This is a genomic window from Bacillus sp. FDAARGOS_235, from assembly GCF_002073415.2.
GTDB lineage: Bacteria > Bacillota > Bacilli > Bacillales > Bacillaceae_G > Bacillus_A > Bacillus_A toyonensis.
Genome location: NZ_CP020437.2, coordinates 4,465,549 through 4,483,863 on the forward strand (window position 1 = coordinate 4,465,549; position 18,315 = coordinate 4,483,863).

Annotated in this window: 15 protein-coding genes; all 15 read left to right on the forward strand. The window is 37.7% G+C overall.

The window, feature by feature from the left end; all coding sequences use genetic code 11:
* The first annotated feature begins 4 nt into the window (after positions 1-4).
* The 15 genes from xerC to rimP all read left to right on the forward strand — a co-directional run bounded on the left by xerC (position 5) and on the right by rimP (position 18,300).
* Positions 5-904: a tyrosine recombinase XerC gene (gene xerC, locus A6J74_RS25440; RefSeq protein WP_001101240.1), complete on the forward strand. Its 900-nt coding sequence runs from the start codon at positions 5-7 to the stop codon at positions 902-904.
* Between the two features lie 42 nt (positions 905-946).
* Complete coding sequence (hslV, locus tag A6J74_RS25445; protein ID WP_000526274.1) at positions 947-1,489, forward strand: ATP-dependent protease proteolytic subunit HslV; 543 nt, start codon at positions 947-949, stop codon at positions 1,487-1,489.
* A gap of 22 nt (positions 1,490-1,511) precedes the next feature.
* Positions 1,512-2,903 carry an ATP-dependent protease ATPase subunit HslU gene (hslU, locus tag A6J74_RS25450; protein WP_000550076.1) on the forward strand — a complete coding sequence of 464 codons (1,392 nt, stop codon included), beginning with the start codon at positions 1,512-1,514 and terminating at the stop codon, positions 2,901-2,903.
* A gap of 77 nt (positions 2,904-2,980) precedes the next feature.
* Positions 2,981-3,760, forward strand: a complete 780-nt coding sequence (gene codY, locus A6J74_RS25455) for a GTP-sensing pleiotropic transcriptional regulator CodY (RefSeq protein ID WP_000421291.1) — start codon at positions 2,981-2,983, stop codon at positions 3,758-3,760.
* Positions 3,761-4,107: 347 nt separating this feature from the next.
* The gene (rpsB, locus tag A6J74_RS25460) at positions 4,108-4,809 is read left to right on the forward strand and encodes a 30S ribosomal protein S2 (RefSeq protein ID WP_000111485.1); all 702 of its coding nucleotides are present in this window, start codon (positions 4,108-4,110) and stop codon (positions 4,807-4,809) included.
* Between the two features lie 103 nt (positions 4,810-4,912).
* A complete protein-coding gene (tsf, locus tag A6J74_RS25465) occupies positions 4,913-5,800 on the forward strand; it encodes a translation elongation factor Ts (RefSeq protein ID WP_001018579.1) in 888 nt (295 codons plus the stop codon).
* Positions 5,801-5,866: 66 nt separating this feature from the next.
* Positions 5,867-6,589 (forward strand): UMP kinase, encoded by a 723-nt coding sequence (gene pyrH / locus A6J74_RS25470; protein WP_000042662.1) that lies wholly within the window; start codon positions 5,867-5,869, stop codon positions 6,587-6,589.
* Between the two features lie 2 nt (positions 6,590-6,591).
* On the forward strand, positions 6,592-7,149 hold the full coding sequence (gene frr / locus A6J74_RS25475) for a ribosome recycling factor (RefSeq protein WP_000531505.1): 558 nt from the start codon (positions 6,592-6,594) through the stop codon (positions 7,147-7,149).
* Positions 7,150-7,234: 85 nt separating this feature from the next.
* The gene (gene uppS, locus A6J74_RS25480; RefSeq protein WP_000971308.1) at positions 7,235-8,011 is read left to right on the forward strand and encodes an undecaprenyl pyrophosphate synthase; all 777 of its coding nucleotides are present in this window, start codon (positions 7,235-7,237) and stop codon (positions 8,009-8,011) included.
* 17 nt (positions 8,012-8,028) lie between these two features.
* Positions 8,029-8,820 carry a phosphatidate cytidylyltransferase gene (cdsA, locus tag A6J74_RS25485; RefSeq protein ID WP_000813595.1) on the forward strand — a complete coding sequence of 264 codons (792 nt, stop codon included), beginning with the start codon at positions 8,029-8,031 and terminating at the stop codon, positions 8,818-8,820.
* Positions 8,821-8,843: 23 nt separating this feature from the next.
* Positions 8,844-9,986, forward strand: a complete 1,143-nt coding sequence (gene dxr / locus A6J74_RS25490) for a 1-deoxy-D-xylulose-5-phosphate reductoisomerase (protein WP_000790354.1) — start codon at positions 8,844-8,846, stop codon at positions 9,984-9,986.
* A 17-nt stretch (positions 9,987-10,003) separates the two neighbouring features.
* Positions 10,004-11,260 (forward strand): RIP metalloprotease RseP, encoded by a 1,257-nt coding sequence (rseP, locus tag A6J74_RS25495; protein ID WP_001090232.1) that lies wholly within the window; start codon positions 10,004-10,006, stop codon positions 11,258-11,260.
* A gap of 109 nt (positions 11,261-11,369) precedes the next feature.
* Positions 11,370-13,070 (forward strand): proline--tRNA ligase, encoded by a 1,701-nt coding sequence (locus A6J74_RS25500; RefSeq protein WP_000814324.1) that lies wholly within the window; start codon positions 11,370-11,372, stop codon positions 13,068-13,070.
* 124 nt (positions 13,071-13,194) lie between these two features.
* Positions 13,195-17,496, forward strand: coding sequence for a PolC-type DNA polymerase III (locus A6J74_RS25510; protein ID WP_000060010.1), 4,302 nt, complete (start codon positions 13,195-13,197; stop codon positions 17,494-17,496).
* A 333-nt stretch (positions 17,497-17,829) separates the two neighbouring features.
* Complete coding sequence (gene rimP / locus A6J74_RS25515) at positions 17,830-18,300, forward strand: ribosome maturation factor RimP (protein ID WP_000359095.1); 471 nt, start codon at positions 17,830-17,832, stop codon at positions 18,298-18,300.
* Positions 18,301-18,315: the final 15 nt, after the last annotated feature.

An 18,315-nucleotide genomic window follows, 5' to 3' on the forward strand; every position in this document is an offset into this window, starting at 1 on the left:
TTATGTGAATGTGAAGAAATTGTTACAATTATTCGTTGGATATTTACAAATTGAAAGAAATTATTCAAAATATACAATTGCAAGTTATCAAAATGATTTAGAACATTTTGTGCAATTTATGGAGCGAGAAGGCATATCCTCTTTTTTAGATGTTACATACGCGGATGTTCGTTTGTACTTAACGACGTTGCACGATGAAAAGTTAGCCCGTAAATCTGTCGCAAGAAAAGTGTCAAGCTTACGAAGTTTATATCGTTTTTTAATGCGTGAAGGTTATCGGAAAGATAACCCGTTTGCACTTGCGTCACTCCCCAAAAAAGAATTGTCAATCCCAAAGTTTTTATATGCTGAAGAATTAGAGGAATTATTTGAAGTTTCTGATACGGAAACGCCGCTAGGTCAAAGGAATCAAGCTTTATTAGAGTTGATGTATGCGACGGGGATCCGTGTGAGTGAATGTGTCAACCTACAACTTACCGATATTGACTTTGCAGTGGGAACAATTTTAGTGATGGGAAAAGGAAAAAAACAAAGGTATATTCCGTTCGGAAGTTATGCACAAGATGCTTTAATTACTTATATGGAGAACGGGAGAAAACAGTTAGCTAACAAGACTGAAGAACAATCTCATATGGTATTTTTAAATGCGAAAGGTACGCCGCTAACAAGTCGTGGTGTGCGCTATGTATTAAACGAACTCATTAAGAAGGCTTCATTGACAATGCGGATAAGTCCCCATATGTTAAGGCATACATTTGCTACACACATGTTAGATGAAGGGGCAGATTTACGTACTGTACAGGAGCTGTTAGGTCATGAAAATTTGTCGACGACACAAATTTATACGCATGTCTCTAAAGAAAGATTGCGTTCTGTTTACATGAAGCATCACCCGCGGGCATAAATTGCTTTTAAAGCTATAAAAACATATAAAGGAGTTTTTTCTATGGGAAATTTCCACGCTACAACGATATTTGCAGTTCATCATAATGGAGAATGTGCAATGGCTGGAGATGGCCAGGTAACGATGGGGAATGCTGTTGTAATGAAACATACAGCTCGTAAAGTTCGTAGACTTTTCCAAGGGAAAGTTTTAGCTGGTTTTGCAGGTTCAGTTGCGGACGCATTTACTCTTTTTGAAATGTTTGAAGGGAAATTAGAAGAGTATAACGGGAACTTGCAGCGTGCTGCAGTTGAAATGGCGAAACAATGGCGTGGGGATAAAATGCTGCGTCAGTTAGAAGCGATGCTCATTGTCATGGATAAAACAACTATGCTCCTTGTTTCGGGCACAGGAGAAGTAATTGAACCGGATGATGGTATTTTAGCAATTGGATCTGGTGGAAATTATGCACTTTCTGCAGGTCGTGCTTTAAAACAATATGCAAGTGAACATTTAACTGCGAAGCAGATTGCGAAAGCGAGTCTAGAAATTGCAGGCGATATTTGTGTTTATACGAACCACAACATAATTGTTGAAGAATTGTAGAATCGTAAGGGAGGCATTTTATATGCATTTACATTTTACTCCGCGCCAAATTGTGGAAAAATTAGATCAATACATCATCGGTCAAAAAGATGCAAAGAAAGCGGTTGCTGTAGCTTTAAGAAATCGATATCGTCGCAGTAAACTAGCTGAAAATTTACGTGATGAAATTGCACCTAAAAATATTTTAATGATTGGACCGACAGGTGTTGGTAAAACAGAGGTAGCACGACGAATGGCGAAACTCGTTGGAGCACCTTTTATTAAGGTTGAAGCTACTAAATTCACAGAAGTTGGATATGTAGGTAGAGATGTAGAGTCGATGGTACGTGACCTTGTAGAAACGTCAGTACGCATCGTGAAAGAAGAAATGGTAGTTAAAGTTCAAGATAAAGCAGAAGAGCAAGCGAACCAACGTCTTGTTGAAATTTTAGTGCCAAGTCCGGAGAAGCAATCTGGATTTAAAAATCCATTAGAAATGCTTTTTGGCGGTGCTCAAAATTCGAATCAAACATCCGATGAGCAAGAAGATGTTGAAATCGAAAAGAAACGTCAAGACGTGGAAAGAAAGCTTGCTGCAGGACTTCTTGAAGATGAAATTGTATCGATTGAAGTGACTGAGCAACAGTCTTCAATGTTTGATATGTTACAAGGAACTGGTATGGAACAAATGGGAATGAATTTCCAAGATGCATTAGGAAGTTTTATGCCGAAAAAAACGAAAAAACGTAAACTTTCTGTAAAAGAAGCAAGAAAACTCTTGACAAATGAGGAAGCACAGCGCTTAATTGATATGGATGAAGTTACACAAGAGGCTGTTTATCGTGCTGAACAGCTCGGGATTATTTTTATCGATGAAATTGACAAAATTGCTGGTAAGCAGTCGAATAGCGTAGATGTATCACGTGAAGGTGTGCAACGTGACATTTTACCAATTGTAGAAGGATCGAATGTTGCGACAAAATACGGATCAGTAAAAACGGATTATATTTTATTCGTTGCAGCTGGAGCGTTTCATATGTCTAAACCGTCGGATTTAATTCCGGAATTGCAAGGGAGATTTCCGATTCGAGTAGAATTAACAAAATTATCGACAGATGATTTTGTTAAAATATTAATCGAGCCTGACAATGCGTTAATTAAACAGTATATGGCATTATTAGCGACTGAAGGTATAGAAATTGAATTTTCAGACGAAGCTATTCGTAAGATTGCTGAGATTGCTTATCAAGTTAATCAGGATACAGATAATATTGGAGCCAGAAGACTCCATACGATTATGGAGAAGCTCCTTGAAGATTTATCGTTTGAAGCATCTGAAATTACGTTAGAGAAAATAACGATAACACCTCAATACGTTGAGGAGAAATTAGCAACAATTGCTAAAAATAAAGATGTGAGCCAGTTTATTTTGTAATAGTGTCATCAGGTGACTCGCCCTAGTTTCCAAGTGATGAAAAAATATGTGAGTAACATGTAGGAGGAACTTTTGAAATGGAATTATTAGCAAAAACAAGAAAATTAAATGCGTTATTACAGAGCGCAGCAGGAAAGCCTGTAAACTTTAGAGAAATGTCTGATACAATGTGTGAAGTAATCGAAGCGAACGTATTCGTAGTAAGTCGTCGTGGTAAATTACTAGGTTATGCAATTCACCAACAAATCGAGAACGAGCGTATGAAACAAATGCTTGCAGAGCGTCAATTCCCAGAAGAATATACGCAAAGCTTATTCAATGTAACGGAAACATCTTCAAACTTAGATGTAAACAGTGCTTACACAGCATTCCCAGTAGAAAATAGAGAATTATTCGGTCAAGGTTTAACTACAATCGTACCAATCGTTGGTGGCGGTGAGCGTCTAGGTACATTAGTGTTAGCTCGTCTTGGTCAAGAGTTCTTAGATGATGATTTAATCCTTGCTGAATACAGTTCAACTGTAGTAGGTATGGAAATCTTACGTGAAAAAGCAGAAGAAATCGAAGAGGAAGCACGTAGTAAAGCTGTTGTTCAAATGGCGATTAGCTCATTATCTTACAGTGAGTTAGAAGCAATTGAGCACATTTTCGAAGAGTTAAACGGAACAGAAGGTCTACTTGTTGCAAGTAAAATTGCTGATCGTGTAGGAATCACTCGTTCTGTGATTGTAAATGCACTACGTAAATTAGAAAGTGCTGGTGTAATCGAGTCTCGTTCTTTAGGTATGAAAGGAACATACATTAAAGTATTAAACGACAAATTTTTACATGAACTTGCTAAATTAAAAACAAACTAATTTATAAAAACTCTCCTCAAATGAGGAGAGTTTTTTGTATATAAGAGATTGATGTTGTTTGTGAAAAGCGCCATAATCGTGTTCTTTGGAAAACTATGAATTGAATTTTATTTTTTCGCTTAAAAGAAATACAGGTTGGTAATACTAGAATTCGAGTGTGAATAAAGAAAGTTTTACATTGTTCGCATTTTCGACTTGATTGTAATATTTCAGTATGATATAGTAAGCAGTGGTGTCAGTACAAAGTACACACGTTTACTGATTTAAGTGTTGGTGCTACGGTTGTAGTTTCGCTTAGAGATGAAGTAAACGGAGGATATCAAAAACCATTTAGGAGGAACTATATTATGTCAGTAATTTCTATGAAGCAATTGCTTGAAGCTGGTGTTCATTTCGGACATCAAACACGTCGTTGGAACCCAAAAATGAAGCGTTACATTTTCACAGAGCGTAACGGTATCTACATCATCGACTTACAAAAAACTGTGAAAAAAGTTGAGGAAGCTTACAGAACGATGCGCGACATCGCTGCTGAAGGCGGAGACATTTTATTCGTAGGTACTAAAAAACAAGCACAAGAAGCTATTAAAGAAGAAGCAACTCGTGCTGGTATGTACTTCGTTAACCAACGTTGGTTAGGTGGAACTTTAACAAACTTCCAAACAATCCAAAAGCGTATCAAGCGCCTTAAAGACATCGAAAGAATGCAAGAAGATGGTACTTTCGAAGTACTTCCTAAGAAAGAAGTTGTTCAACTTAAAAAAGAGTTAGAGCGTCTTGAGAAATTCTTAGGCGGTATTAAAGATATGAAAGGTCTTCCAAGTGCATTATTCGTAGTAGACCCTCGTAAAGAGCGTATTGCAGTTGCTGAAGCACGCAAATTACACATTCCAATCATCGGTATCGTTGATACAAACTGTGATCCAGACGAAATCGATCACGTTATCCCAGCAAACGATGATGCAATTCGTGCTGTAAAACTTCTTACATCTAAAATGGCAGACGCGATCCTTGAAGCAAAACAAGGTGAAGAAACTGTTACTGCGTAACAAATTTGGAAAGGTGATAAGGGGTTCGGCCTTTTATCACCTTTTTTAAGGTATAAAAACCTTTTTAAAAGGTATAAATACATATTTTAGGAGGATGAAAAACATGGCAATCACTGCACAAATGGTAAAAGAACTTCGTGAAAAAACAGGCGCAGGTATGATGGACTGCAAAAAGGCTTTAACTGAAACAAACGGCGACATGGAGAAAGCAATTGACTTCTTACGTGAAAAAGGTATTGCGAAAGCTGCTAAAAAAGCTGACCGCATCGCTGCTGAAGGTTTAACTTTCATCGAAACAAACGGTAACGACGGTTTAATCTTAGAATTAAACTCTGAAACTGATTTTGTTGCGAAAAACGAAGGTTTCCAAGCTTTAATTAAAGAATTAGCTGCTCACTTATTAGCTAACAAACCAGCTAACGTTGAAGAAGCTATGGCTCAAACAATTGAAGGCGGTAAAACAGTAGAAGAGCACATCAATGAAGCAATTGCTAAAATTGGTGAAAAACTTACACTTCGTCGTTTCGAAATCGTATCAAAAACGGATGCTGATGCATTCGGCGCTTACCTACACATGGGTGGACGTATTGGTGTATTAACAGTTCTTGAAGGTTCTACTGACGAAGCAGCTGCTAAAGATGTAGCAATGCACATTGCAGCAGTTAACCCTAAATACATTGACCGTGATGCTGTAACAGCTGAAGAAGTTGAGCATGAGCGTCAAGTATTAACACAACAAGCTTTAAACGAAGGCAAGCCTGAAAAAATCGTTGCAAAAATGGTAGAAGGCCGTCTTGGCAAATTCTTCGAAGAAATTTGCTTACTTGACCAAGCATTCGTTAAAAACCCTGATATGAAAGTTCGTCAATTCGTTGAGTCTAAAGGCGGAACATTAAAAGGATTCGTTCGCTACGCTGTTGGTGAAGGTATCGAAAAACGCGAAGACAACTTTGCTGAAGAAGTAATGAACCAAGTAAAAGGTAACAACTAATACAGATTAGGGAACACATTGTGTTCCCTTTTTTAAAATAAAGATGTAAGCAATTGGAGGTTCATTATGAGTAAACCGAAATATAATCGTGTCGTTTTAAAGCTGAGCGGAGAAGCTTTAGCTGGCGAGCAAGGATTTGGAATTAACCCAGCTGTTATCAAGTCAGTTGCGGAACAAGTGAAAGAAATTGCAGAACTTGATGTAGAGGTTGCTGTTGTTGTTGGTGGCGGTAACATTTGGCGTGGGAAAATTGGAAGCGAAATGGGCATGGATCGTGCAGGAGCAGATTACATGGGCATGTTAGCGACAGTTATGAATTCACTAGCTCTTCAAGATAGTTTAGAGAATATTGGAATTCAAACTCGCGTTCAAACTTCAATTGAGATGCGTCAAGTGGCAGAGCCTTACATTCGTCGTAAAGCAATTCGTCACTTAGAGAAAAAACGTGTTGTTATCTTTGCCGCAGGTACTGGTAACCCATACTTCTCTACAGATACGACAGCAGCATTACGTGCAGCGGAAATCGAAGCGGACGTTATTTTAATGGCGAAAAATAATGTGGATGGCGTATATAGTGCAGATCCATCTATTGATCCAACTGCTACGAAGTACGAAACGCTTACTTACTTAGATGTATTAAAAGAAGGTTTAGGTGTAATGGATTCTACAGCTTCTTCTCTATGTATGGATAATGATATTCCATTAATTGTATTCTCAGTTATGGAAAAAGGTAATATTAAACGTGCCGTTTTAGGCGAAAATATCGGAACAGTCGTAAGGGGGAAATAATTATGGGACAACAAGTATTGAAGTCTTCAAATGAAAAAATGGAAAAAGCAGTTGCTGCTTATTCTCGTGAATTAGCAACAGTTCGCGCTGGTCGTGCAAGCTCGTCTGTATTAGATAAGGTACAAGTTGATTACTATGGTGCACCAACACCAGTTGTGCAATTAGCGAACATTACAGTTCCAGAAGCACGTTTGCTTGTAATTCAACCGTATGATAAAACTTCTATCGGTGATATTGAAAAAGCAATTTTAAAAGCAGATTTAGGCTTAAACCCTTCTAATGACGGAACTGTAATTCGTATTGCATTCCCTGCATTAACAGAAGAGCGTCGTCGTGATCTTGTAAAAGTTGTGAAAAAATATGCTGAAGAAGCAAAAGTTGCGGTTCGTAACGTACGTCGTGACGGTAACGATGATCTTAAGAAGCTTGAAAAAGCTGGCGAGATTACGGAAGATGATTTAAGAGGATATACTGAAGATATCCAAAAAGAAACAGATAAATATATTGCAAAAGTTGACGAAATCGCAAAAAACAAAGAAAAAGAAATCATGGAAGTGTAATAGCGATAACTTCGCAAATATGACCCTCTTCTTAAGGGGGTCTTTTTACACTTTTAGGCATATGTCTGCTTGCTGGAGGGTATGAATGATGTTTAAAAACTTTCCTTTTTTTAAAAGTAAAAAGGACGCATCGTTTGATCATCTCGTTGAAGAAGTGAAAAAAGGGTATATACCAGAACATATTGCCATCATTATGGATGGTAATGGAAGATGGGCAAAGAGGAGAGCTATGCCTCGTATTGCGGGACATCATGAAGGTATGCAAGTTGTAAAGAAAATCACAAAATTTGCAAGTAAGCTTAATGTGAAAGTGTTAACTCTTTATGCTTTTTCAACTGAGAACTGGAAAAGACCGAAAAAGGAAGTTGACTATTTAATGAGGCTTCCAGAAGAATTTCTAGGTACATTTTTACCAGAATTGATTGAAGAAAACGTACAAGTCCGAGTAATAGGGCAAAAAGATCGTCTTCCTACGCATACACGCAGAGCGATGGAAAAAGCCATGGAAGATACGCAAGAGAATACGGGATTAATTCTCAATTTCGCGTTAAACTATGGAAGTCGAGATGAAATCGTTTCTGCTGTGCAACATATGATGAAAGATAGTGAGGAAGGAAAAATTCGTGCTGAAGAGATAAGTGAAGAAATGATTTCTTCCTACTTAATGACGGGTTCTTTACCTGATCCAGAGTTGTTAATTCGTACAAGCGGAGAGCTACGTATTAGTAATTTCATGTTATGGCAAATTGCATATTCGGAATTTTGGTTTACGGATGTGTATTGGCCAGACTTTACGGAAGAACATTTGCTTAGTGCGATTACAGACTTTCAACATAGAGGGCGCAGATTCGGAGGCGTGTAGAAAGAGAGGGTTTGGTAGTGAAACAGAGAATTATTACTGGAGTGGTTGCTGCCGCGCTATTCATTCCCATCGTAATTTACGGTGGCGTGCCTTTTACGGTTTTAGTGTATGCACTTGCTTCTATAGGTTTATATGAGTTAATTCGAATGAATAAGCTTACGCTTATTTCAGTACCAACAGTTTTAGCTGCGGTATTATTATGGACTATTTTAGTTCCAAGTAGTGCATCAGAACTATTTAGGTGGATTGGATTAGGTAAATTAGAAATTACGTTTGTGATTGTTTTATTACTTTTATCATATACAGTCCTTTCTAAGAATACATTTACTTTTGATAATGCTTCATTTTTACTTATGGCAACAACATATGTTGCAATGGGATTCTTATATCTGAATGAAACGAGAATATTAGGAATTAAATATGTGTTTTGCGCATTATTTGTTATATGGGCTACTGATTCAGGTGCATATTTCGTAGGAAAAGCATTAGGAAAAAGAAAATTATGGCCAGAAATTAGTCCAAATAAAACGATTGAAGGTTCAGTAGGTGGCATCGTTTGTGGAATTATTGTGGCACTTGTATACAACGTGTTCTTCCCAGTTGAATCGAATGTAGTAATTTTAATTGTGCTGACAATTATCATTTCTATTTTTGGACAAATTGGTGATTTAGTACAATCTGCATTTAAACGTCATTATGGCGTAAAAGATTCAGGTACAATTTTACCTGGACATGGTGGTATATTAGATCGAACAGATAGTTGGTTATTTGTGTTACCAATTCTCTACTTCTTATTGCAATACAATTAATAAATGAACGAGGGGTTGGAGTCATGAAAAACATTAGTTTATTAGGTGCAAGCGGATCAATTGGTACACAAACTTTAGATGTGTTACGCTCGCACCCAGACCAATTCCGTCTCGTTGCTTTTTCTGTAGGGAAAAATATTGACTACGCAGTAAAAGTAATTCAAGAATTTTCTCCGCAAATCGTTTCTGTGCAAAGAGCAGAAGATGTTATAAAATTACAAGCTGTTTCTGGTAATACAAAAGTTGTGTATGGTAGTGAAGGTCTTTTAGAAGTAGCATTACATCCAGATGCGGAGATTTTAGTAAATGCCGTTGTAGGTAGCGTAGGGTTGTTACCAACACTTCGTGCAATTGAGGCGAAAAAAACAATTGGAATTGCAAATAAAGAAACGTTAGTAACTGCAGGGCATCTAGTAATGGAAGCGGCGCGAAAACATAATGTTTCGTTACTTCCGGTAGATAGTGAACATTCAGCTATTTTTCAATGCTTGAATGGTGAAAATGAAAAAAGAATTTCTCGACTCATTATAACGGCTTCTGGTGGAAGTTTCCGTGATAAAACGAGAGATGAATTGCATCATGTGACCGTAGAAGATGCGCTTCGACATCCAAACTGGTCAATGGGTTCGAAAATTACAATTGATTCTGCTACAATGATGAATAAGGGACTAGAAGTAATTGAAGCACATTGGCTTTTTGGTATCCCTTATGAGCAAATTGATGTTGTTTTACATAAAGAAAGTATTATTCATTCTATGGTTGAATTTGAAGATCGTAGTGTAATGGCGCAGCTTGGCTCACCTGATATGCGAGTACCAATTCAATACGCGCTTACATATCCTGATAGATTACCTCTTTCAGATACAAAACAGTTAAACTTATGGGAAATGGGAACATTGCATTTTGAAAAAATGAACCAAGAACGTTTCCGTTGTCTACGTTTTGCGTATGAGGCTGGGAAAACAGGTGGAAGTATGCCAGCTGTAATGAACGCTGCAAATGAAGTAGCTGTTGAAGCTTTTTTACAAAAGAGAATTGGTTTCTTAACAGTGGAAGACCTCATTGAAAAAGCAATGAACCATCACAATGTCATTGCACGTCCGAGCTTAGAGGAAATTCTGGAAATTGATGCAGCCACAAGACGGTTTGTGATGGAACAAATTTAGCAAAGGTGGTTATGGAATTGAATACAGCGATTGCCTTTATATTAATTTTCGGTGCACTCGTATTTTTCCATGAGCTAGGGCATCTATATTTCGCGAAAAGAGCAGGCATTTTATGCCGCGAGTTTGCGATTGGTTTTGGTCCGAAAATATTCTCATTTGAAAAGAATGAAACGGTGTATACGATTCGATTACTGCCCCTTGGTGGCTATGTAAGAATGGCTGGCGAGGATGCGGACACAGTTGAGTTAAAGCCAGGGAAAAAGGTTGGCCTTGTGCTAAATGAAAAAGACGAAGCTGTGAAATTAGTTTTTGATGGATATGAAAAATATCCAAATGTTCGTGTTATTGAAGTCGAACAAGCCGATTTAGAGCATAATCTAACGATTTCAGGCTATGAAGAGTATGAGGAAGAGCTTCAAACATTCCGAGTGAATGAAAAGGCTCGTATCATTACTGCTGGAGAAGAAATTCAAATTGCTCCGTATAACAGGCAATTTGGCTCTAAAAAATTGGGTCAACGTGCTTTAACAATCTTTGCGGGTCCTGCAATGAACTTTATTTTAGCATTTGTTATTTTTGTGATTCTTGGATTTGTACAAGGGGTTCCCATTGACAAACCAATGGTCGGAAAAATAATGGAAAATAGTGCAGCGCAGCAAGCTGGATTAAAAGAAAACGATACAATTCAAGCAATTGATGGGAAAAGTACAAGTACATGGAAAGATGTTGTTGCCATTGTACGTGAAAACCCGAATAAAGAAATTACGTTACAAGTAAAGCGTGATAATGAACAGCTTAATGTAAAAGTAACTCCAACACTCGATAAAGAAGGTAAAGAAGAAGTTGGTAGAATTGGTGTTTACTCTCCTGTAGAGAAAACAGTGATGGGTTCGATTAAATCAGGATTTGAACAAACGTACGAATGGACGAAACTAATTTTTGAGTCTCTTGTGAAATTAGTAACTGGTCAATTTTCTATTAATGAGTTGTCAGGTCCAGTAGGAATTTATAATCTAACAGATCAAGTCGTAGATTATGGATTTACGCGTGTGCTAAGTTTAGCGGCAGTTTTAAGTATAAACCTTGGTTTATTTAATCTATTACCAGTCCCTGCTTTAGACGGTGGACGTTTATTCTTCTTCCTAATCGAAGCGTTACGAGGAAAACCGATTGACCGTCAAAAAGAAGGAATGGTCCACTTTATTGGTTTTGCATTATTAATGTTACTAATGTTAGTTGTAACATGGAATGACATTCGTAAGTTTTTCTTGTAAAATAAAGTGAAACTTATAATGAAATAGAGCTCGTAGAATAAAATCCCTCACCTAACCCGAGGTGAGGGGTTTTACTGCGTGTAAGAGTAAAATGAAGAGGTGCGAATAAATGAAACAAAGTATGGTATTCAGTCCTACATTACGTGAAGTTCCAGCTGATGCTGAAATTAAGAGTCATCAATTATTACTTCGCGCAGGTTTTATGCGTCAAAATGCTTCTGGTATTTATAGTTTTCTACCATTTGGTTTAAAAGTACTACACAAAGTAGAACGTATCGTTCGAGAAGAAATGGAACGCGCAGGAGCTGTAGAATTATTAATGCCAGCGATGCAAGCTGCAGAATTATGGCAAGAATCAGGCCGTTGGTATTCTTACGGATCTGAATTAATGCGTATGAAAGATCGTAACGCTCGTGAATTTGCTTTAGGGGCGACACATGAAGAAGTAATTACTGATCTTGTACGTGATGAAGTAAAATCATATAAAAAATTACCGTTAACGCTATACCAAATTCAAACAAAGTTCCGTGACGAACAAAGACCTCGTTTCGGTTTATTACGTGGAAGAGAGTTTCTAATGAAAGATGCCTATTCTTTCCACGCTACGCAGGAGAGCTTAGATGAAGTGTATGATCGCTTATATAAAGCATACTCTAACATTTTTGCTCGTTGTGGCTTAAATTTCCGTGCGGTTATTGCTGACTCTGGAGCAATGGGCGGAAAAGATACACATGAATTTATGGTATTATCTGATGTTGGTGAAGATACTATTGCATACTCGGATACATCCAATTATGCAGCGAACATCGAAATGGCTCCTGTTGTAGCTACGTATACGAAGAGTGACGAAGCAGAAAAGGCACTTGAAAAAGTAGCAACGCCAGATCAAAAAGCAATTGAAGAAGTATCTGCATTCTTAAACATTGAAGCAGAACAGTGTATTAAGTCTATGGTATTTAAAGTAGACGAGAAATTAGTAGTTGTACTTGTTCGTGGTGATCATGAAGTAAACGATGTAAAAGTGAAAAATGTATACGGCGCTTCAGTTGTTGAGCTTGCTTCTCATGAAGAAGTAAAAGAATTATTAAATTGTGAAGTTGGTTCATTAGGACCGATTGGTGTAACAGGTGATATCGAAATTATTGCTGACCATGCTGTAGCATCAATTGTAAACGGATGTTCAGGAGCGAATGAAGAAGGGTTCCATTATGTAAATGTAAATCCAGAACGGGACTTTAAAGTAAGTCAATATACAGATTTACGCTTCATCCAAGAAGGAGACCAATCTCCAGATGGAAACGGAACAATTCTTTTCGCACGCGGAATTGAAGTTGGTCATGTATTTAAATTAGGAACTCGCTATAGTGAAGCGATGAACGCAACATTCCTAGATGAAAACGGGAAAACACAAGCACTTATTATGGGTTGTTACGGTATCGGTGTATCTCGTACAGTGGCAGCAATTGCAGAGCAGTTTAATGATGAGAACGGCTTAGTTTGGCCAAAAGCTGTAGCACCGTTCCATGTGCATGTAATTCCAGTAAATATGAAATCTGATGCACAACGTGAAATGGGTGAAAATATTTACAACTCATTACAAGAGCAAGGATATGAAGTATTACTAGATGATCGTGCAGAACGTGCAGGTGTTAAATTTGCAGATGCAGATTTATTTGGCCTTCCAGTTCGCGTTACGGTTGGTAAAAAAGCAGATGAAGGTATTGTAGAAGTGAAAGTACGTGCTACAGGCGAGTCTGAAGAAGTGAAAGTAGAAGAACTTCAAACATATATTGCTAATATTTTAAAATAAGAAGAGGTACCTCGTAATGAGGTACCTTCTCTTTCTTTGTAAACGTATTTTGTAAAAGAAGAAGGGAGACATCTTTCTTTGTAGTACGTTTCAATTTATAATAGCAAATGGAAGGAGAGTGCTTATGTCATTAACAAATGAACAACAAGAGCGATTTCAAATTTTGCTCCAGCAGTTGCAAATACCAGAAGACCTTATAAATCAATATTTACAGGGCGGTGGTATTGAAAAGCTAGTTATTGATAAAGCGAATAAAGGTTGGCATTTTGACTTACAAGTGCCACGTATTTTGCCGACAGAATTATATGAATTGCTAGAAGTGAAGCTTAAGCAATCATTTTCTCATATTGCAAGAACAACATTTGCATTACAAGCAGAGAATAAACAATTTACAGAAGAAGAAGTGAAGGCATATTGGCCGCTTTGTACGGAGCGAATTACATTTTCACCTATGTTTGCTTACTTAAAGAAGCAACTACCTCAGGTAAATGGAGTGAAGTTGTTAATAAATGTGAATAACGAGTTAGAATCTACTGCTTTAAAGAAAAATGTTACGAAACCAGTAGGTGATCAATACGAAGCTTTTGGATTCCCACGTTTTCAGTTAGACACACATATAAAGCAAAATGCAGAAGAAATGCAAAAGTTTCGTGAGCAAACTCAGCAAGAAGACCGTGAGCGTGTAATACAAGCTATGGAAGAAATGGCGAAGAAGCAAGCTGAAGAAAGTAGCGTTGTGCATGAAGGACCGGTTGTACTCGGATATCTTATTAAGCCAGATGAAGAGATTACACCGATGCGAGAAATTCAAGATGAAGAACGAAGAAAAACGGTTCAAGGGTATGTATTCCATGTAGAAACAAAAGAGCTTCGTAGTGGGCGTACGTTATTAACTTTAAAAATAACGGACTATACGGATTCTATTATGATCAAAATGTTTTCGCGTGACAAAGAAGATATTCCAATGCTGCAATCCTTGAGAAAAGGAATGTGGGTGAAAGCACGTGGTTCTGTTCAAAATGATACATTTGTTCGAGATTTAGTAATGATTGCAAACGATATTAATGAAATAACAGGACCATCTCGTAAAGATAAGGCGCCAGAAGGTGAAAAACGTGTAGAGCTTCACCTTCATACCCCAATGAGTCAAATGGATGCTGTTACGCCTGTCTCTAGGCTTGTTGCTCAAGCTGGTAAATGGGGACATGAGGCTATTGCAGTTACAGACCATGCTGTTGCTCAGTCTTTCCCAGAAGCATACTCTGCGGGTAAAAAGGCTGGGGTTAAAGTTATATACGGTGTAGAGGCAAATTTAGTTAATGATGGTGTACCGATCGCATATAACGAAGCGCATCGTTTACTTGCAGAGGAAACGTATGTTGTTTTCGACGTTGAGACGACAGGTTTATCAGCTGTATACGATACAGTCATTGAGTTAGCTGCCGTAAAGATAAAAGGTGGCGAAATCATTGATCGTTTTGAATCTTTCGCAAATCCGCATCAACCATTATCTGCGACGATTATTGAATTAACAGGTATTACAGATGATATGTTAACTGATGCACCAGAAGTGGACGAAGTGTTTAAAAAGTTTGAGGAATGGATGGGTGACCATACACTTGTTGCTCATAACGCAAGCTTTGATATGGGCTTTATTAACGTAGGTTTTAAAAAGGCAGGGCTAGCAAAAACGAATAACCCTGTTATTGATACGTTAGAACTTGCGCGGTTCTTATTCCCGGAAATGAAAAACCATCGATTAAATACGATGTGTAAAAAGCTTGATATTGAATTAACGCAACATCACCGTGCGATTTATGATACTGAAGCAACGGGATACTTACTTGTGAAAATGCTAAAAGATGTAATTGAAAAGGGATTTGAATATCATGATCAATTAAATGATAGTATGGGACAAGGGGATGCGTATAAACGTGGGCGTCCAAGTCATATGACATTACTTGCTACATCAGATGTTGGATTGAAAAATTTATATAAACTTGTTTCATATTCTCACCTGAATTATTTTTACCGTGTGCCACGTGTACCAAGGTCACTATTAAAAAAATATCGTGAAGGAATTTTAGTAGGAACGGCTTGTGATAAAGGTGAAGTGTTTGAGGCAATGATGCAAAAAGCACCTGAAGAAGTAGAAGAAATTGCGCAATTCTATGATTACATTGAAGTAATGCCTCCAGAGGTGTTACGTCATTTAGTAGAACGTGAACTTGTTCGAGATGAAGGACAATTAAAAACAATTATTTCTAACTTAGTAAAACTGGGTGAGACGTTAGATAAACCGGTTGTCGCTACAGGGAACGTGCATTATTTAGATCAAGAGGATGCTATGTATCGTAAAATTTTAGTGAGTTCGCAGGGCGGAGCAAATCCGTTAAATCGACATTCATTACCGCCGGTACATTTCCGTACAACAGATGAGATGTTAGAGTGTTTTTCATTTTTAGGTGAAGACAAAGCGAAAGAAATTGTAGTAACGAATACACAAAAGATTGCGTCATTAATTGGTGATGTTCATCCAGTAAAAGATGATTTATACACACCGAAAATTGAAGGTGCTGATGATGAAACGCGTGATATGAGTTATAAAATGGCACGTAGCATTTATGGGGAAGAGCTACCAGAAATCGTAGAAGCCCGATTGGAAAAAGAATTAAAAAGTATTATCGGACATGGATTTGCTGTAATTTATTTAATTTCACATAAGCTGGTGAAAAAATCGTTAGTAGACGGATATTTAGTAGGTTCGCGTGGATCTGTAGGTTCATCATTCGTTGCAACGATGATGGAAATTACAGAAGTAAATCCATTACCACCACATTATGTATGTCCGAAGTGTAAGCAATCAGAATTCTTTAATGACGGCTCGGTAGGTTCTGGTTTTGATTTACCAGATAAAGAATGTCCAACATGTAATGTTTCATATGTAAAAGATGGACATGATATTCCGTTCGAAACGTTCCTTGGATTTAAAGGAGATAAGGTACCCGATATCGATTTGAACTTCTCCGGCGAATACCAACCACGTGCCCATAACTATACGAAAATACTGTTCGGTGAAGATTATGTATATCGTGCAGGAACGATTGGTACAGTTGCAGAAAAAACGGCTTATGGATATGTAAAAGGTTATGCAAATGATCATAATTTAACGATACGAAATGCAGAAATTGACCGCTTAGTAGCAGGGTGTACCGGTGTAAAACGTACAACTGGACAGCATCCAGGTGGTATTATCGTTGTGCCAGATTACATGGACATCTTTGATTTCTCACCAATACAGTATCCGGCAGATTCAATAGGGGCTGAGTGGAGAACGACACACTTTGATTTCCACTCAATTCATGATAATTTATTGAAACTTGATATACTAGGACACGATGATCCGACAGTTATTCGTATGTTACAAGATTTAAGTGGTATTGATCCGAAAACAATCCCAACAGATGATCCGGAAGTAATGAAAATTTTCTCAGGTCCGGAATCATTAGGAGTAACGGAAGAACAAATTAACTGTAAAACAGGTACACTTGGTATACCGGAATTCGGTACGAAATTCGTAAGACAAATGTTAGAAGAGACAAAACCAACGACATTCTCAGAGTTAGTCCAAATCTCTGGACTATCACATGGTACGGACGTATGGCTCGGTAATGCAAACGAGTTAATTTATAACGGTACATGTACGCTGAGTGAAGTTATCGGTTGTCGTGATGACATCATGGTATATTTAATCTATCAAGGTTTAGATCCATCATTAGCCTTCAAAATTATGGAGTCGGTTCGTAAAGGTAAAGGTGTACCGGAAGAATGGGAAGAGGACATGAAAAGTAATAATGTACCAGGTTGGTATATTGATTCATGTAAGAAGATTAAATACATGTTCCCTAAAGCCCATGCGGCTGCTTACGTACTTATGGCTGTACGTATCGCATATTTTAAAGTACATTTTGCACTTTTATTCTATGCGGCATACTTTACGGTTCGTGCAGATGACTTTGATGTAGAGGCGATGGCAAAAGGTTCAGCATCTATACGTGTAAAGATTGATGAAATTGCGCAAAAAGGATTAGATGCAGCGCCGAAAGAGAAGAGTTTATTAACGGTACTAGAAATGACACTTGAAATGTGTGAGCGTGGATACTCATTCCAAAAGGTTGATTTATATCGCTCGCATGCAACAGAATTCATTATTGATGGAGACTCATTAATTCCTCCATTTAATGCGGTGCCTGGTCTTGGTACAAACGCAGCTTTAAGTATCGTAGAAGCTCGTAAAAATGGAGATTTCTTATCAAAAGAAGATTTACAGCAGCGCAGTAAGGTTTCTAAAACGATTATTGAGTATTTAGATAGTCAAGGTTGCTTAGGTGATCTACCTGATCAAAACCAATTATCACTGTTCTAGCAGGTAGGAAAAGTCTTTGCAAATCAGTATTTGCTATGGTATACTATTAACCGAGATAACCATGTCATGTATATTGTGTGAAAAAAAGAGTGGGGAAACCCACTCTTTCGTGTTACTATCTACGTTTTATTGATGTAGAGAGGTAAGAAATTTCTGTCGTATATACATATTTTGTTACAAGTTTTACTTCTTAAATTTGGTAATACTAAGACAGATATTCCCTGCTTAACGGCAGGGGCTTTTGTTAGCTAACGAGAAAGAATAAGATAGACCGTTTTTATGGACGGAATCTTTTCTTGTAAATGGTACATGGCGGCAGGAAGGAGGCTGTTTATGGATAAGAAAGTCACAGAAGTTGTAGAAGCATTTGCGCAGCCGATCGTTGAAGAGTTAAATCTTGAACTTGTAGATGTAGAGTATGTGAAAGAAGGACAGGACTGGTTCTTACGCGTATTCATCGATTCTGAAAAGGGAGTCGACATTGAAGAATGCGGTGCGGTAAGTGAACGTTTAAGCGAAGCTTTAGATAAAGAGGATCCAATTCCTCATCTTTACTTTTTGGATGTATCATCTCCTGGAGCAGAACGCCCATTAAAGAAAGAGAAAGACTTCCAGCAAGCGGTAGGAAAACAAGTGGCAATTAAAACATATGAGCCGATTGATGGTGAAAAAATGTTTGAAGGAAAGCTACTTTCCTACGATGGTACTACAATTACACTATTATTAACAATTAAAACACGTAAAAAAGAAATCCAAATTCCAATGGATAAAGTTGCAAATGCGCGACTTGCTGTTACGTTTTAGTTAGAAGGGGGATCT

Coding starts and splice junctions, on each gene's coding strand:
- A6J74_RS25500 (WP_000814324.1), top strand. CDS start 11,370: ATGAAACAAAGTATGGTATTCAGTCCTACATTACGTGAAGTTCCAGCT.
- A6J74_RS25510 (WP_000060010.1), top strand. CDS start 13,195: ATGTCATTAACAAATGAACAACAAGAGCGATTTCAAATTTTGCTCCAG.
- hslU (WP_000550076.1), top strand. CDS start 1,512: ATGCATTTACATTTTACTCCGCGCCAAATTGTGGAAAAATTAGATCAA.
- codY (WP_000421291.1), top strand. CDS start 2,981: ATGGAATTATTAGCAAAAACAAGAAAATTAAATGCGTTATTACAGAGC.
- frr (WP_000531505.1), top strand. CDS start 6,592: ATGGGACAACAAGTATTGAAGTCTTCAAATGAAAAAATGGAAAAAGCA.
- tsf (WP_001018579.1), top strand. CDS start 4,913: ATGGCAATCACTGCACAAATGGTAAAAGAACTTCGTGAAAAAACAGGC.
- dxr (WP_000790354.1), top strand. CDS start 8,844: ATGAAAAACATTAGTTTATTAGGTGCAAGCGGATCAATTGGTACACAA.
- uppS (WP_000971308.1), top strand. CDS start 7,235: ATGATGTTTAAAAACTTTCCTTTTTTTAAAAGTAAAAAGGACGCATCG.
- rimP (WP_000359095.1), top strand. CDS start 17,830: ATGGATAAGAAAGTCACAGAAGTTGTAGAAGCATTTGCGCAGCCGATC.
- hslV (WP_000526274.1), top strand. CDS start 947: ATGGGAAATTTCCACGCTACAACGATATTTGCAGTTCATCATAATGGA.
- rpsB (WP_000111485.1), top strand. CDS start 4,108: ATGTCAGTAATTTCTATGAAGCAATTGCTTGAAGCTGGTGTTCATTTC.
- pyrH (WP_000042662.1), top strand. CDS start 5,867: ATGAGTAAACCGAAATATAATCGTGTCGTTTTAAAGCTGAGCGGAGAA.